This is a genomic window from Polaribacter sp. L3A8 (assembly GCF_009796785.1).
GTDB lineage: Bacteria > Bacteroidota > Bacteroidia > Flavobacteriales > Flavobacteriaceae > Polaribacter.
In genome coordinates this window covers 1919726-1936675 of the sequence record NZ_CP047026.1, presented here as the reverse complement: position 1 = coordinate 1936675, position 16950 = coordinate 1919726, and the positions used below count along the sequence as shown (strand labels likewise).

Sequence of the window (16950 nt, the reverse complement as noted above, 5' to 3'; positions counted from 1 at the left end):
AGTATTCAGTCGTCAGTTAGCAGTAGGCAGTAAAAATGTTTTTTAGATATAGAATTTTTAATTTAGCCTACTGCCTACTTTTTTTATCTCCCACCAAGTCTTAAAATATTGTCATAAAATTTATCGGCATTTGGGTCTGCAGGATCCATTTTACCATAGCCTATTTTATATTGTAAGATTGCTTTTCTAATTTGTTTTCCTTTTTCGTAATATTTACCAATATAATAGTCGCCTAAAGGAGAGTTGGGAAATAGTTTTAAAATCATTTTACCAAACGGAAGTAACTGATTTCCGTTTTCTTTTTCCATAACTATTTTTTCTACCGCATACACATCGTTTTCTCTAATGTCTAAGCTACTTCCGAAAAGAAATTCTATTTCTACATATTTATTTTCTAAATAAGCAATAGCATCTGCAGGCGATAAATCTTTTATGTTTTCATTAAATTCTTCTTTAGAAATAGCAGAATAAACTTGAAACACTTGGTTTAAAGCTCTAGGTATTGCTTCGCTCATAGCAGAAATACTACTTGACGTCTGTATAGTGTCATTTATAATATTAAAGTTTTTTAATTCTACAGAATTTAAAAGAGTTTGTAATTCTCCTATTTGTGTCTGTTTAGCAGCAGAAAAAGAGGTAGCGTTGTTTATGTATAAGTAAAAAGTATTGTCTTCTTTTAGGTATCTAGGTAAATTATAAGACTCCATTTGTTGCCCAATAAAATCTGAAAACGTAGGGTTTATGCAGATATAAGAATTGATAAACGGAGCTTTTTCTCCTAAAAAATAAGAAACTAAGTTTGCAGAAGTACCTTCGCCTACAAGTGTAATAAAAGGAGATGTTTTGTAAGTGCTTTCTATATTTAAAATAACTTCATCTTTTATAAATTGATAAAACTTTTTGTTATCTGTTGTTAATTCTCCGTTTGTAATATTAAAATAGGTGTCTTTTTTTCTAGTTTTTGCCATATCAATACCTACAACAATTTGCTTTGGAGCTTTGTCTTTTGCTGCAAATAAAACAGAATTACCAACATAAGTATCAAACATAAACTCACTATCTAAAACAACAGCTAGTGGGTAGTTTTTTTCTTCTTTGTCATTATAACCTTCTGGTAAATAGATTTTTATTTCTCTCTGGTCATCTGCGTAGTCAGATGCAATTGTTTTTTTTATGATTTTTTGAGCAAACCCGTTAAGGCAAAATAGCATAAATATTAGTGTGAACGATTTCTTTATCATAAATTTGAATCTTTTATTTTTGTACCCAATTATTTTGTTCTTCTAAAAGAACGTCCAAAATACAAAATTATGATACAACCCGAGTGGAAAACTGTTAAAGAATACGAAGACATTACCTATAAAAAGTGTAATGGAGTGGCAAGAATAGCATTTAATAGACCTAATGTTAGAAATGCTTTTAGACCTAAAACAACCAAAGAATTATACGATGCATTTTATGATGCTGGCGAAGATGTAAACATTGGTGTTGTGCTACTTTCTGCGGAAGGACCAAGTACAAAAGACGGAGTTTATTCGTTCTGTTCAGGCGGAGATCAAAAAGCACGTGGACATCAAGGTTATGTTGGCGATGATGGTTACCACAGATTAAATATATTAGAAGTACAACGTTTAATTAGGTTTATGCCAAAAGCAGTAATTGCGGTAGTACCTGGTTGGGCAGTTGGTGGCGGACACAGTTTACATGTTGTTTGCGATTTAACTTTGGCATCTAAAGAACATGCTATTTTTAAACAAACAGATGCAGATGTAACTTCTTTTGACGGTGGTTATGGTTCTGCATATTTGGCAAAAATGGTGGGACAAAAAAGAGCCCGTGAAATTTTCTTTTTAGGAAGAAATTATTCAGCACAAGAGGCGTATGATATGGGAATGGTAAATGCTGTTATTCCGCATGAAGAATTAGAATCTACTGCTTATGAATGGGCACAAGAAATTTTAGAAAAATCTCCAACTTCTATAAAAATGTTAAAATTCGCTATGAACTTAACAGACGATGGAATGGTTGGGCAACAAGTTTTTGCTGGTGAAGCAACAAGACTTGCTTATATGACGGATGAGGCTAAAGAAGGAAGAGATGCTTTTCTAGAAAAAAGAAAACCAAACTTTCCTAAAAAATGGATACCATAGGTTTTAGTATTCAGTTAACAGTATCAGTTTGTCAGTTCGAGTGAATTTATGAAGTATGAATAAATTTGTATCGAGAACATTTAAATTTTGAATAAACAATGAAATCACAAGTAGTTTCTTTTTTAATAAAATGTCCAGATCAAAAAGGGTTGGTAGCAAAAATTACCAGTTTTTTTTATGAAAAAGGATTCAATATTGTAAGCTCACAACAGTATGTAAATGCTATTGAAGACACTTATTTTATGAGAGTTCGCTTAAACGCGGATGGAACCACGCTTTCTAAAAAAGAGTTAGAAAGTAGTTTTTTAGAGTTGGCAACTCCTTTAGATATAGAATGGTCTGTAAATTATGATGATAGAAAACAAAATGTAGCCATTATGGTTTCGCATACAAGTCATAATTTGTATGATTTGTTAGAGCGATCTAAAGAAGGAAGATTAGATTGTACTGTAAAAATGATTATTAGTAATCATAATAAGTTAAGATATATTGCAGAAATGTTTAATATTCCTTTTCATTATTTACCTGTAACAAAAGAAACCAAATTAGAGCAGGAAGCTAAAGTTAAAGATTTGTTAGATACTAACGAAATAGATTTGGTTATTATGGCAAGATATATGCAAATTTTATCAGCAGATTTTATCAATCATTATCCAGAGAAAATCATCAATATTCATCATTCTTTTTTACCTGCTTTTCAAGGAGCAAATCCTTATAGAAAAGCGTATGAAAGAGGAGTGAAGTTAATAGGCGCAACGGCACATTATGCAACGGTAGATTTAGATGAAGGTCCAATTATAGAGCAAGATGTAAAACCAGTAACGCATGAAAGTACACCAGTAACTTTAAAGAGAATTGGTGCAGATATAGAAAAATTGGTTTTGGCAAGAGCTGTAAAAAACCATTTAAATCATCAGATCATTGTTTCAGGAAATAGAGCAATTGTTTTTCCAGAAGCAGGAGAATAAAAAAAGTAGGCAGTAATTCAGTTGGAGTTGGCAGTTTAGAATTAAAACCTACTTTAATTATAAATTTTGAATCATTTAATTTTCAACGTATATAAATGAAAATAATCTGTATTGGGCGCAATTACGCAAAACACATCGAAGAATTGGCAAATGAAAGACCAGAAAATCCTGTTGTTTTTCTAAAGCCAGATTCGGCAATTTTACCAAGAAAAAATCCATTTTTTATTCCTCCTTTTTCTGATGACGTTCATTATGAAGTAGAGGTTTTGGTAAAAATAAATAAAGTAGGTAAACATATTGATGCAAAGTTTGCTCATAAATATTATGATGAAATTGGTTTAGGAATCGATTTTACAGCAAGAGATGTGCAAGCAAAATGCAAAGAAAAGGGATTACCGTGGGAAAAAGCAAAAGCATTTGATGGAAGTGCCGTTGTTGGAGAGTTTTATCCGAAGGAAGAATTTGATTTGGAAAACTTAAAATTTCAATTATATAAAAATGATGAAATTGTTCAGGACGGAAACACAAATGCAATGTTGTGGAAAACAGATGAATTAATTGCTTATGTTTCTCAATATTTCACCTTAAAAAAAGGAGATATCATTTTTACAGGTACACCCGCAGGTGTTGGAAAAGTTGTAGAAAACGATAACTTAAAAGGAGTAATTGAAGGTAAAGAAGCTTTTAATATTAGAGTAAAATAGGTTAAACCGCAAAGTACGCAAAGAATAAGCAGCGTTCGCAAAGAAATAATTCTTTGAGGTTTTTGCAAAAACTCTGAAACCTTTGCGTTTAAAAACAGACAATGAAAGCAGAAATTATAACTATTGGAGATGAAATTCTTATCGGACAAATTGTAGATACAAATTCGCAATTTATTGGTCAGGAATTAAATAAAATTGGAGTTTCGGTTTATCAGATAACTTCCATCCAAGATGACGAGCAACATATTCTAAATGCTTTAAAGGAAGCACAAGAAAGAGTAGATATTGTTATTCTAACAGGAGGTTTAGGGCCAACAAAAGACGATATCACCAAAAAAACAATTGCAAAATTCTTTAATGATGATCAACTAATAGAATATCCAGAAGTGATTGCTCATATTAAAGAGATGTTTCAGAAAATTGGTCATCCATTTAAAGAAATTCAAAGATATCAAGCACAATTACCATCAAAAGCTACTTTATTAAAAAATAGTTTTGGTACAGCACCTGGCATGTGGTTTTATGAAAATGAGACTGTCTTTGTGTCATTACCAGGAGTTCCGTATGAAATGAAAGGTTTAATTACCAATCAAGTTTTACCAAAAATTCAAAAACAATTTCAACTGCCCTTCATCATCCATAAAACAATTATGACGTATGGAGCTGGAGAAAGTATGATTGCAGAAAGAATTGAAGATTTTGAAAACAATTTACCACCTTATATAAAGTTAGCCTATTTGCCATCATTTGGTAAAGTTAGGCTGCGTTTATCTGCCAAAGGCGATACAAAAGAAATTCTAGAAAAAGAGTTAAATGAAAAAGTAGCTGCCATTTATCAACTAATACCAGAAATTATTACCGGTATAGATGATGATAGTTCTTTAGAAAAAAGAGTAGGCGAGTTGTTAACGAAAAAAGAACAAACTATTGCTACTGCAGAAAGTTTAACAGGCGGACAGATAGCTGCAAATTTAGTTTCTGTACCAGGTTCTTCTGCCTATTTTAAAGGTGGTTTTATAACCTATTCAGCAGAAACTAAAATAAGTCAATTAGATGTTTTTAAAGAAACTATTAAAATATATTCAGTAGTAAGTAAAGAAGTTGCTTTAGAAATGGCAAAAGGGGCTAAAAGAAAATTGCAAACAAATTATGCAATTGCCGTAACAGGTAATGCTGGTCCAACAACAGATAACACAGATAAAAGTGTAGGAATCGTTTATATTGCTCTAATATCTGATGAAAAAGAAGTTGTACAAGAATTTAATTTTGGGCAACCAAGAGAAAAGGTAATCAATAGAACTGTAAGTAAAGCTTTAGAAATGCTTTATAAAGAATTATTGTAATTATTGCTTATTTGTATAAAACGAGTGTAAAAACATTCATTTTTAATAAGTTAGGAGTATTTGGTAAATAAAATTAAAAAATTATAAAAATTGTTTTGTTCAGATTTAGAATTAGTTGTATATTTGCACCTCGTTTAGAGATAACACTATAAATACTGTCGAAAAGATGTCTAGAGTTTGTGAATTAACAGGAAAAAAAGCAATGGTTGGGAACAATGTATCTCACGCTTTAAATAGAACTAAGAGAAAGTTTGACGCTAATCTAATGACCAAGCGTTTTTATATCCCAGAAGAAGATAAATGGATAACATTAAAAGTTTCTGCTTCTGCATTAAAAAATATTAACAAGAAAGGAATTTCTTCAGTTATAAAAGACGCGAGAGCTAACGGATTTTTAACTAAATAAGCTCAAGCAATTTAAAATTTTATACAGATGGCAAAAAAAGGAAACAGAGTTCAGGTAATTTTAGAATGCACAGAGCATAAAGCTTCTGGTAAAGCAGGTACTTCTAGATACATTACAACAAAGAACAAAAAGAACACTCCAGATAGAATGGAAATTAAAAAATTCAATCCTATCTTAAAGAAAATGACTGTTCACAAAGAAATTAAATAATTAAACTGTCTAGAACTCAGAATAGAGCACATAGATTAAAAAACTTAGACAATGGCAAAAAAAACAGTAGCATCTTTACAAACATCTTCAAAAAGATTAAGTAAAGCGATCAAAATGGTAAAATCTCCAAAATCAGGAGCTTACACATTTGTAGAGTCAATTATGCAACCAGAAAAAGTAGATGCTTTTTTAGCTAAAAAGTAATTTTTACTACACAAAATATATAAAACTACTTTCTAATTTAGAAAGTAGTTTTTTTTGTGCCTTATAATTGCGTATTTTTGGGCGTTACCTAAAGGTCGCGCTTTACATTATATCTTTTCTTATACTGTTATAGCAAAGAGCGTTTTACCTTTAAATGACAACCTTTTACTTAAAAAAGAAGTAATAATTTTTAAAAGAAAAGGATGCCATTTCAATCGCTAACGCAAGCTTTTAAGTGACAATTTGACCAAACCTAACATGTGGCACGTTTTTTAACGTATTGTCATATAGTATAAAAAATAAAAATGAGTTTTTTTAAAAGAATATTTTCAAAAGAAAAAAAAGAAACCTTAGACAAAGGATTAGAAAAGTCTAAAGAAAGTTTTTTTGGTAAGTTAACAAAAGCAGTTGCAGGTAAATCTAAAGTAGATGATGATGTTTTAGATAATTTAGAAGAGATTTTAGTAGCATCTGATGTTGGTGTAAGTACAACTCTTAAAGTTATTGATAGAATTGAAGCTAGAGTTGCTAAAGATAAATATGTTGGTACAGATGAGTTAAACAAAATTCTTCGAGAAGAAATTGCAGGACTTTTGTCTGAAACCAATATTGGTAATGAAACCGAGTTTACGATTTCAGAAGGTAAAAAACCTTATGTAATAATGGTTGTTGGTGTAAATGGCGTTGGTAAAACAACCACTATTGGTAAATTAGCAAGTCAGTTTAAGAAACAAGGTTTAAAGGTTGTTTTAGGAGCAGCAGATACTTTTAGAGCTGCAGCAATAGATCAATTACAAGTTTGGGCAGACAGAACAGACGTGCCAATTGTGCGCCAAGAAATGGGCTCTGACCCTGCTTCTGTAGCATTCGATACCTTAAAATCTGCCGTTACTCAAAATGCAGATGTTGTAATTATAGATACCGCTGGTCGTTTGCATAATAAAGTCAATTTAATGAATGAGTTGACAAAGATTAAACGTGTAATGCAAAAAGTGGTTACAGATGCTCCACATGAAGTATTATTAGTTTTAGATGGCTCTACAGGACAAAATGCATTTGAGCAAGCAAAACAATTTACTTTGGCAACAGAAGTAACTTCTCTAGCCGTTACCAAATTAGATGGTACTGCAAAAGGTGGTGTTGTAATAGGTATTTCAGATCAATTTAAAATTCCTGTAAAATACATTGGAGTAGGAGAAGGAATAGATGATTTACAAGTATTTAATAAATACGAATTTGTAGATTCTTTCTTTAAATAAGAACTTATTATCTTTTTAAAATTTATAGATCCCTGTGTATTTTTAATACACAGGGATTCTTTTTATCTATTCGGTTCAATATGTATTAATACATGCTCTAAGTTTGGTATTTCTGATTGTAAATAATCTTTTAATTGGTGTGCAATATCATGTCCTACTTTTACAGAAATCTCACTATCTACAATGGCATGTAAATCTACGTGAAACTTCATTCCAGATTTTCTGATAAAACATTTTTCGGTATCTAATATACCAGGTACTTTTATCGATTTTTTTCTAATCTCTATGATAAGACTGTCATAAAGTTGTTCATCCATTACCTCTCCTAAAGCGGGTCTTAAAATTAAATAGCTATTGTATAAAATAAAACCAGCAGCAAATAATGCAGCCCAATCATCAGCAGTTTCATAACCTTTACCAAATAGAATGGCAATGGAGATACCAATAAAAGCCATTATAGACGTAATGGCATCGCTTCTATGATGCCAAGCATCTGCTTTAAGGGATGTGCTCTTTGTTTCTTTACTTTTCTTTATTACAACTTGATATGAAATTTCTTTCCAAATTATGATGATCGCCAATACGATTAAAGTCCAAGATTTTGGAACCTTATGTGGTGTTTGAATATTTAAAATACTTTTATAGGCGATGATTGTTGCAGAAATAACTAAAAAAGCAACAACAGCAAATGTAATTAAAGGTTCTATTTTTCCGTGACCATAGGGATGATTTTCATCCGCAGGACGTTTTGCATACTTAAAACCTAATAAAACTAAAAATGAGGCAAAAATATCTGTGGTAGATTCAATAGCATCTGCAATTAGCGCATAAGAATTACCAAAAAAACCTGCAAGACCTTTTATAATTGCTAAAATAAAATTTGATACAAGGCTAAAGTAAGTTGTCTTTATGGCGCTTTCTTCGTTTGTCATTCTAATTTTTATGGTTGTATCTAATGCTAGTTTAGATAAGAATAATTATCAATAGAGTTAAGTAGAAGCAGCAAAGTTAACTTTTTCAAGCTTAAAAAAAGATTTATAAGGTTTGTTTAAAAGATAAAACCTCACAAAATTGTGAGGCTTTAGGTTCTGTATTATCTAATGGTTTTAATATCTTCTAAATGTATTATTCTGTTAAAAGACCATCAATAGAAAGGTAACGTTCACCAGTATCATAATTCATGGTTAGTATTGTTTCTTCTCCTTTTAAAGATTGCAGTTGTTTTCTAACCGCAGCTAAAGATGCTCCTGTAGAAATACCAACTAAAATACCTTCTGTTTTTGCTATATTTCTTACTTCTGTAAAAGCTTCTTCTTTGGTAATTCTAATAGCACCATCAATTAAATCTGTATTAAATACTTCTGGGAAGAAACCGGGTCCGATACCTTGTAATGCATGAGGTCCTGGTTTATCTCCAGAAATAATAGCAGAATCGTTTGGTTCTACGGCAAGTACTTTTATGGTAGGAAATGTTTCTTTTAAAACTTCTGCCATACCCGTAATATGACCACCTGTACCAACACCAGTAATTAAATAATCTACTCCTTCCGGAAAATCGTTAACAACTTCTATAGCTGTTGTGTTATAGTGTATTTGTGGGTTTGCAGGATTTGTAAATTGAGATGGCATCCACGAATTTTTATTTTGAGCAACCATTTCTTTTGCTTTTGCAATTGTACCACTTAAACCTAATTCTTTAGGAGTTAATACAAGGTTAGCACCGTAAGCTTTCATTAAAGCACGTCTTTCTACAGACATAGATTCTGGCATTACTAGTGTAAGTTTGTAGCCTTTAATAGCAGCAACCATTGCTAAGCCAATACCTGTATTACCAGAAGTTGGCTCTATAATTTCGGTGTCTTTATTTATAAGGTTTCTTTTTTCGGCATCTTCAATCATTGCTAATGCAATTCTGTCTTTAATGCTACCACCAGGATTTGCTTTTTCTAGTTTCATCCAAACATTCGCATCTGGAAATAATTTAGCTAATCTTACAACGGGTGTGTTACCAATAGATTCTAATATATTGTCAATTTTCATACTGTTTTTTTATTTATCAGGGTTTTGTTTCTTAAAAGTCAGTTTGTTCCCTCTAACGAAGTTATGTTTTTTAGGATAAATATCATAAGATAAAAGGCTAATTTAAAGCCAAAAAAACCTCACAAATTTGTGAGGCTTTAGCATTATAAGGAAAACTATAGTTAGTTATTCTTTTACTTTCTTTTTAAATTTATCAAACTCATTAGATTCTTTCTTTGGCCAGCTATTGTTAGACGTATCTACATCTGCCGTTTCAAATTCAGGATCTACTTGTATGCTTTTAATTTCTTGTGATGAAGCAAATACTCTTTTTACAGAAGTATCATTTTTCATCCAAATTTGAGCAGGAAATGTCTGTTTTTCTTTTGTACCATCAGCATAGGTTAACTCTACAATTAATGGCATAATTAATCCTCCTGGTTTTTCAAATTCTACTGCATAAATATAAGCAGGCACTTCTTTACCTTCTGCATGCTCATCCATCGCTTTAGCGTTAGCGTCTTCTTTTTTATCTGTAATGTAGACTAAGTCTCCTAAACCATCAAAATACTGTTTGTATTGTTCTTTTAATTTGGTAACTCTTTCATTAGGTTTGTCTGTTAAATATAGTGGTTTTACTGTTTTAATACCTATGTCATTTACATCTGTAGTATAAAACCAACCTCTCCAAAACCAATCTAAATCCATTGCAGAAGCATCTTCCATAGATCTAAAGAAATCTGCAGGAGTAGGGTGCTTAAACATCCATCTTTTAGCGTAAGTTCTAAATGCATGGTCAAATAATTCTGGACCCATAATTGTTTTACGCAATATAAATAAACCTGCTGCAGGCTTGGTGTATGCATTAGGTCCAAATTGTTTTACATAATCACCTTGAGACATAATAGGAGAGATGTTACTTTGGTCCCCGCTCATGTATCTTGTAATTTCTTTTGCAGGATTATTTGCAAATAAATCATAATCGTAACTATATTCTGCTAAAATTTCTACAAATGAATTTAAACCTTCATCCATCCAAGTCCATTGTCTTTCATCAGAATTTACAATCATCGGAAAAAAGTTATGTCCTACTTCATGTATAATTACACCTAACATTCCTTTTTTAGTTCTATCAGAATAAGTTCCGTCTGGGTTTGGACGTCCAAAGTTGAAACAAATCATTGGGTATTCCATTCCTTGTCTTTCTGAGTGTACAGAAATAGCTTTAGGATACGGATAATCGAATGTTAATTTAGAATATTCAATTAAAGTGTGAGCCACAGCTCTTGTAGAGTGCTCTTCCCATAATGGGTTTCCTTCTTTAGGATATAATGAAACAGCCATTACTGTTTTACCGTTTATTTTGGTTGCCATGGCATCCCAAATATATTTTCTAGAAGATGCAAAGGCAAAGTCTCTTACCTTTTCTGCTTTAAATTTCCAAGTTTTTGTATTTGTAGCACGTCCTTTTTCTGCTTCTTCAGCTTCAGCTTGCGTTACAATCATCACTGGGTTATCAAAAGTTTTTCTTGCTTTTTCCCAACGGTTACGTTGCGTCTTACTTAAAACATTTTTTTCATTTTGTAAAACACCGGTAGCGTCTACAATATGATCTGCAGGTACTGTTAAGTTTACTTCGTAATCTCCAAATTCTAAAGCAAATTCACTACGTCCCCAGAATTGCATATTTTGCCATCCTTCTACATTGTTATACACTGCTAATCTTGGAAAAAATTGAGCAATTGTGTAGTTGTTGTTTCCGTCAGGAAAAGATTCTAAACCAGAACGCCCACCATCTTTGTTGATGTCGTTAATTTTATAATTCCATTGAATACTAAATTTAAAAGTATCTCCAGAAGCTAATGGTTTTGGTAAATTAATACGCATCATAGTTCTATTGATAAAGTGTGATAAAGGCTTACCATCACTTTCTACTTTTTCGATATTAAAACCAAACCCATTACTTTCTTTCATATACTCTTTTTTAAATTTCTCTGGAGTAATAAAAGGAGTAGCCCCTGTAGATTTTGCTAAAGGTGTTTTAGAATCATCGGCTCTCATATTTTGGTCTAATTGAACCCATAAATATTCTAAAGCATCTTTAGAGTTGTTGTGATATGTAATTTTTTCGCTACCATAAATTTTGTTAGTACTTTCTTCTAAACGGATGTCCATTACATAATCAACTTTTTGTTGACTGTATTGGCTTCCAGGAGCACCTGAAGCTGTATGTTGATCGTTAGGAGTTGCCAAAACATCTTTTAATTGTCTAAACTTATTTTGGTCTGTGTGTCCTTGAGGAGCTTTACTTTCTTCTTTTTTTTCTTGAGCAAATGTACCTGCTGCAATAAAAAATAAAGAAAACATGAATAAAGATAGTTTTTTCATTTGTTTTAATTTGGGTTTAATTATCGATAAAATTAGTGATAAGTCTACAAAGGTTGGTTGAATGTTAAAAAATTAACAAATTTTTATAAGAAAAAGCGATACCCAGAGATATCGCTTTTTTTAATTAAAGAACTACTGTTATCCTTTTACTTTGCTTTTAAATTTTTCGAATTTATTATTTTGTTCTTTTGGCCAACTATTATTTGAGGTATCTACGTCTGCAGTTTCTTGATTAGGATCTATAGTAATTTTAGAAACTTCTTTGTCAGAAGAAAACACTTTGGTTATTTCTTGATCGTTAAGTCTCCAAATTTGTGCAGGATATACTTTTCTTTCTGTTGTACCATCGGTATAGTTAAATTGTACAATAATTGGCATAACTAATCCACCTGGTTTGTTGTATGTAATTTCATAATGAAATTTAGATTTTTTGTTTTTAGCAGTGCCAAAAGCTAAACCTTCTGTTGTGTCCTCTATAAAATCTACATTTTCACCATTTGCTTTTGTGTAGTATTTTTTTACACTTTTAATACCAATATCTGTTACATCTGTAGTGTAAAACCATCCCCTCCAAAACCAGTCTAAATCTACACCAGAGGCATCTTCCATTGTTCTAAAAAAGTCTGCAGGCGTTGGGTGTTTAAACATCCAACGTTGAGAATAAGTTCTAAAAGCATGGTCAAACAATTCTTTACCCATAATTGTTTCTCTTAGAATCCATAAAGCGGTAGCAGGTTTACCGTACGCATTGTTACCAAATTCATACACATGATCTCCTTTAGACATAATTGGAGCAATCTTAGATTGATCTCCTGCCATATATTTTACAATATTTTTAGGATATCCTCTAGTAATAGGGAAATCTTTATCATACGCTAATTCGGCTTGCATTTCTACATAAGAATTTAAACCTTCGTCCATCCAAGTCCATTGTCTTTCATCAGAATTTACAATCATCGGAAAAAAGTTATGACCAACTTCGTGAATCGTTACTTTTATCATTCTGTATTTTACTCTATCAGAATAGGTGCCGTCTGCATCTGGTCTTCCTGGGTTGAAACAAATTTGAGGGTATTCCATTCCCATTTGTCCGTCTACAGAAATTGCTTTATGATACGGATAATCAAATGTATATTTAGAATATGTTTTTAAGGTTTGTGCAACTGCTCTTGTAGAATGCTCTCCATATAAAGGATTTGCTTCTTTAGAATATAAAGAATATGCCATTACCGTTTTACCATTAATATCTACTGCCATGGCATCCCAAATAAACTTTCTTGAAGTTGCAAATGCGTAATCACGCACGTTTTTAGCAATAAATTTCCAAGTTTTAGTTTCTTTAGATTTACTTTTTTCAATTTTAGTTGCTTCTTTTTGAGTACGAATAACAACAGGGTTGTCAAAAGTTTTTCTAGCTTTAGCTAATCTCTTTAATTCTGTTTTTGTAAAAACATCACTTTCATTTTGTAAAACTCCCGTTGCACCTAACATGTGGTCTTTGGGTGTTGTAATATTTACCGTAAAATCTCCAAATTCTAAAGCAAATTCACTTCTTCCCCAAAACTGACCGTTTTGCCATCCTTCTACATTATCATATACACACAATCTTGGGTAAAACTGTGCAATTACATAATTGTTATTGTCATTTTCTGTAAAATGTTCAAATCCAGAGCGACCACCTTGTGTTCTGTGGTTATTAATATTGTACCACCAATTTATTTTAAAAGAAAAAGTTTCTCCAGAAGCCAAAGGTTTTTGTAAATTAATACGCATCATTGTTTGGTTAATAGTATGAGATAAGTTGCTACCGTTTGTGTTTGTTACACTTGTAATTTTAAAACCACCATCAAAAGGTTCAGCAGAATAAGTGCTCTCAAATTTCTTTTTACTGATGCTTTTAGAAATTTTATTTGGCTGAATATCTGGCGTTTTAGAATCTTTAGCCCTCATATTTTGGTCTAATTGCACCCATAAATAAGATAAATCATCTTTAGAGTTGTTATGATAGGTAATGGTTTCTTTACCTGTTATTTTTTGATTTTCATCATCTAAAACAATATCCATTACATAATCTACCTTTTGCTGCGTGTAATTTACACCGGGAGCACCAGAAGCTGTTCTTTGGCTATTTGGGGTAGCTAGTTCATCTTTAAGTTGTTTAAATTTGTTTTGATTGGTATGACCTTGTTTGGTAATATTTTGTTCTTGGGCATACGTAGCAGTCCCAATAAAAAATACAGAGAGTAAGAGTAAAGTAATTTTTTTCATTTGTACCTGAGTTGAATTAGCGTACAAATTAAGGATTAGTAGGTAAAAAAGTTAAAAAGAGTTAAAATTTTAACAAACCTTTATCATTTTTTGCATTTAATAAAATACTTTTGTGTTCTTTACCCACTTTAGATTTTATTAAATTTTGTTGTTGAGGAAAATGTGTTGTTAATATTTTATTAGAAACTTCTATTGTGTTTAATTGGGCTACATCTTCAATCTCTAGATAAAAATAAACTAAATCTCCATCGTATTCTTTACCGATGTAATTAAAGCTTCTAGAAACCTCGTCAATTTTTAAATGTAGTTTTTTGTTAAGATATTTCTTAAAATATACGTCGTTATCTTTTAATTCGTTTTTGGTATCTAACTGTAAGTCTATATTGTAATCGCTATTTAATGCTTTTTCTATATCATCAATAAAAACATTAATTGTAATTTGTACCGTATGTAATTCACTTCTATATTCAATTTGGGTTAAGCTCAAATAATACTTGTGAGCAGAGAAGGAGAGAAGCGGAATTATAAATAAAAGTAAAATAGTTTTTTTAGTATTCATGTAGGTGATAAAACAATTATTGCGCCAAATTACTCTTTTTTTATGATTTTTAAATAAGGAACACTTTCTTTCTGAAAGATTTTTATAAGCTCTAAAATCCTTTTTTCTTTATGTAATTCTTCTATACCCAAAGGATTACAGTATTCTAAAAAATGAAAATATTGATCTACAGGGATTTTTAATTTTTCGAAAAAGAATTTTTCACCTAATTTTGACATTATTTTATAAGGAAATTGTTTTTTGCGTTCTAATTTTTTACGCAATGCCCATAAGCGTTCAGAATCACGAAAAGGAATTTTAGCACCAGCTCCTGCGCCTCCAAAGGAATTGGGTACGGTGTTTACAGTAGGTGGTTTTGCTTTTACAACGGCATCAATTGTAGGGTCTTTTTGTTTAAAATTGATGTTAGAAAAATCTAAAACCTTACTTAATAAAGAGTCTTTTCTATTTCTAGGAACTTCTTTTAAATCTGCAGTTAATCTGCCCATTAAATCATTTCGTTTTAAATCAAATGCATCCAAAACATAAGTAGTTGATGTTAGTGTAACAGTTAGAGATTTTAAATCTTTAATTGTTTTGGTAATCCTTATTTTCTTAGTTATGTGTTGTACTGTTGAAACTTGTAATGAATCTCCTTCCGAAACAAAAATTCTAAAGCGGCCATCATCCGAAGAAAAAGTACCTTGGTTTGTTTGTATGTTAATAATATTTGCATTTTTAACAATGCCCAAAGAATCTATAACTTTACCAGATAGTAATATTTTTGTTTCTTGTGATAAAGTAGTAAACGTTACAAAAAACACTAAAATTGTAAATAGTTTTTTTACCATGTCAGATAGATTTATTCTTTGTTTAAAGTTTCTAAGTAAGATGCACTTTCTTGTTGAAATATTTCTATAATCTTTAAAAGTCTATTTTCGGCATACATTTTTTCAATATCAAAAGGTAAACAATATTCTATAAAATGAAAGTATTTTTCTTTAGGAATTTTTAATTTATCAAAGAAAAAGGTATCACCGAACTCAACCAATATTTTATCTTTAAACACCTTTTTACGATCAAATTCTTTATCTCTAGATTGTGCTTTTTTAAACTTTTTAGAAGAAAATAAACCACCTATAATTCCGCCTACATTAAGTCCAGAATACGAATTAGCAACCGTGTTTACTACTTTAGTTTTTGCTCTATCATTAGCATCAATTCTATGGTCTTTTAAAGAGAAATCAACATTAGAAAAATCCATATTACTTTTTAACAAAGCAATTTTTTCATTTTTGGGGACAGATTTAATATCTACAGCTAACTGCCCAATTAAATGGTTTCTTTTTAATTCGAATTCATCTAAAACATAGGTGCTTTGTTTTAAAGTAACAATTAATGCTTTGTCTGTTATGTTTTTTCTGTTAATTATAATTGTTTTAGTACTGTATTGTATGTTTGAAATTTGTAAGGTATCGCCTTCTGAAACATAGATTTGAAAACGGCCATCATCAAAAGAAAAAGTACCTTGCTTTGTTTTTAAGTTGATGATATTCGCATTTTTAACTATACCTAAAGAATCTATAATTCTACCCGATATTAATGTTTTACTTTCTTGCCCCAAGGCAGTAAATGATAAAAAAACAAAAAGTAGTTGAAGTAGTCTTTTTTCCATTTACGAGTATTAATGGTTGGTTAAATAGATATCTTCCTTTACTATTTTATGAGGAAAAAGTTGACTTTCTTTCATTAATAATTTGAGTACATCTAATTTATTATCCCTTTTAAAAATAGGAATTATATTTTTATCAATACAATCATTTAAAAACTGATTGATATAAAGTTTCTTGATTTTTAAATCAGTAATAAAAAAGTCGTCTGTAAAATGCTTTCTAATTTTTATGAGTTCACTATCTTCTAAAGCCATTTCTTTTAACTGTTTTTCTCTTTTTTTACTACCGTTTAAAGCACCTATTAAATTATCTAAACTAATGGCAGCTCCAGAGCTAAAATTAATGATAGATTTATCTTCTTTAGCAAATGTATTTGCATAAGGTAGGTTTAGTTTCTCTGCATTTACAATAGGACCTTTATAAGTGGTTATTTCTGGATCTTGATAAAAAATACTTTGTTGTTTTTCTAATACCATTTCTTTTAAAACAACTGTTTTTTCTTCTAAAGAAATGTTGATTTTTCGATTAACAATTGTTTTATCTGTGATGATAATAATTTTGTCTTGATATTTTAGATGAGAGCAAAATAAGGTGTCACCAAGATGAACCGGAATTTCAAAAGCACCTTTATCATTACTTATTGTTCCAATATTTGTATTTTGATTGATAATATGCATATTAACAATAGACAAACTGTCTAATACAATTTTACCTACTATCAATTTTCTTTTTTCTTGTGCATTTAAGAAAGTCAGACAGATAAAAAGAGTTAGTAAAGTAAGTATTTGTTTCATTATTACAAAGAAAGTAGGAATACGTC

Annotated in this window: 17 protein-coding genes; 8 read left to right on the top strand and 9 right to left on the bottom strand. The window is 30.8% G+C overall.

Annotation, left to right across the window (positions count from 1 at the left end; translation table 11 throughout):
• Positions 1 to 83 precede the first annotated feature (83 nt).
• The gene (locus tag GQR92_RS07960; RefSeq protein ID WP_233270067.1) at positions 84 to 1211 is read right to left on the bottom strand and encodes an alpha/beta hydrolase-fold protein; all 1128 of its coding nucleotides are present in this window, start codon (positions 1209 to 1211) and stop codon (positions 84 to 86) included.
• A 99-nt stretch (positions 1212 to 1310) separates the two neighbouring features.
• Here GQR92_RS07960 and GQR92_RS07955 point away from each other — a divergent pair, with 99 nt between their 5' ends.
• The 8 genes from GQR92_RS07955 to ftsY all read left to right on the top strand — a co-directional run bounded on the left by GQR92_RS07955 (position 1311) and on the right by ftsY (position 7244).
• Positions 1311 to 2150, top strand: a complete 840-nt coding sequence (locus tag GQR92_RS07955; RefSeq protein ID WP_158838602.1) for a 1,4-dihydroxy-2-naphthoyl-CoA synthase — start codon at positions 1311 to 1313, stop codon at positions 2148 to 2150.
• 98 nt (positions 2151 to 2248) lie between these two features.
• Positions 2249 to 3118 (top strand): formyltetrahydrofolate deformylase, encoded by an 870-nt coding sequence (purU, locus tag GQR92_RS07950; protein ID WP_158838601.1) that lies wholly within the window; start codon positions 2249 to 2251, stop codon positions 3116 to 3118.
• A 95-nt stretch (positions 3119 to 3213) separates the two neighbouring features.
• Positions 3214 to 3822, top strand: a complete 609-nt coding sequence (locus GQR92_RS07945) for a fumarylacetoacetate hydrolase family protein (protein ID WP_158838600.1) — start codon at positions 3214 to 3216, stop codon at positions 3820 to 3822.
• Between the two features lie 101 nt (positions 3823 to 3923).
• Positions 3924 to 5165, top strand: a complete 1242-nt coding sequence (locus tag GQR92_RS07940; protein ID WP_158838599.1) for a competence/damage-inducible protein A — start codon at positions 3924 to 3926, stop codon at positions 5163 to 5165.
• Positions 5166 to 5331: 166 nt separating this feature from the next.
• Positions 5332 to 5571 carry a 50S ribosomal protein L28 gene (rpmB, locus tag GQR92_RS07935; RefSeq protein ID WP_158838598.1) on the top strand — a complete coding sequence of 80 codons (240 nt, stop codon included), beginning with the start codon at positions 5332 to 5334 and terminating at the stop codon, positions 5569 to 5571.
• A 27-nt stretch (positions 5572 to 5598) separates the two neighbouring features.
• Positions 5599 to 5781 carry a 50S ribosomal protein L33 gene (rpmG, locus tag GQR92_RS07930; protein WP_068449915.1) on the top strand — a complete coding sequence of 61 codons (183 nt, stop codon included), beginning with the start codon at positions 5599 to 5601 and terminating at the stop codon, positions 5779 to 5781.
• Between the two features lie 51 nt (positions 5782 to 5832).
• The gene (locus tag GQR92_RS07925) at positions 5833 to 5985 is read left to right on the top strand and encodes a DUF4295 domain-containing protein (protein ID WP_158838597.1); all 153 of its coding nucleotides are present in this window, start codon (positions 5833 to 5835) and stop codon (positions 5983 to 5985) included.
• Positions 5986 to 6290: 305 nt separating this feature from the next.
• A complete protein-coding gene (gene ftsY / locus GQR92_RS07920) occupies positions 6291 to 7244 on the top strand; it encodes a signal recognition particle-docking protein FtsY (protein WP_158838596.1) in 954 nt (317 codons plus the stop codon).
• 62 nt (positions 7245 to 7306) lie between these two features.
• Here ftsY and GQR92_RS07915 read toward each other — a convergent pair whose 3' ends face one another.
• The 8 genes from GQR92_RS07915 to GQR92_RS07880 form a co-directional block, all read right to left on the bottom strand.
• The gene (locus GQR92_RS07915) at positions 7307 to 8176 is read right to left on the bottom strand and encodes a cation diffusion facilitator family transporter (protein ID WP_158838595.1); all 870 of its coding nucleotides are present in this window, start codon (positions 8174 to 8176) and stop codon (positions 7307 to 7309) included.
• A 193-nt stretch (positions 8177 to 8369) separates the two neighbouring features.
• On the bottom strand, positions 8370 to 9284 hold the full coding sequence (gene cysK / locus GQR92_RS07910; RefSeq protein WP_158838594.1) for a cysteine synthase A: 915 nt from the start codon (positions 9282 to 9284) through the stop codon (positions 8370 to 8372).
• Positions 9285 to 9449: 165 nt separating this feature from the next.
• Positions 9450 to 11651, bottom strand: a complete 2202-nt coding sequence (locus tag GQR92_RS07905; RefSeq protein ID WP_158838593.1) for a M1 family metallopeptidase — start codon at positions 11649 to 11651, stop codon at positions 9450 to 9452.
• Positions 11652 to 11789: 138 nt separating this feature from the next.
• Positions 11790 to 13919 carry a M1 family metallopeptidase gene (locus GQR92_RS07900; protein WP_158838592.1) on the bottom strand — a complete coding sequence of 710 codons (2130 nt, stop codon included), beginning with the start codon at positions 13917 to 13919 and terminating at the stop codon, positions 11790 to 11792.
• Positions 13920 to 13980: 61 nt separating this feature from the next.
• Complete coding sequence (locus GQR92_RS07895; RefSeq protein WP_368074175.1) at positions 13981 to 14478, bottom strand: DUF6702 family protein; 498 nt, start codon at positions 14476 to 14478, stop codon at positions 13981 to 13983.
• Positions 14479 to 14507: 29 nt separating this feature from the next.
• Complete coding sequence (locus tag GQR92_RS07890) at positions 14508 to 15308, bottom strand: hypothetical protein (RefSeq protein ID WP_158838590.1); 801 nt, start codon at positions 15306 to 15308, stop codon at positions 14508 to 14510.
• An 11-nt stretch (positions 15309 to 15319) separates the two neighbouring features.
• Entirely contained in the window at positions 15320 to 16132 is an 813-nt protein-coding gene (locus GQR92_RS07885; protein WP_158838589.1) for a carboxypeptidase-like regulatory domain-containing protein, read from the bottom strand.
• A gap of 9 nt (positions 16133 to 16141) precedes the next feature.
• The gene (locus GQR92_RS07880) at positions 16142 to 16924 is read right to left on the bottom strand and encodes a hypothetical protein (RefSeq protein ID WP_158838588.1); all 783 of its coding nucleotides are present in this window, start codon (positions 16922 to 16924) and stop codon (positions 16142 to 16144) included.
• Between the last annotated feature and the right edge of the window lie 26 nt (positions 16925 to 16950).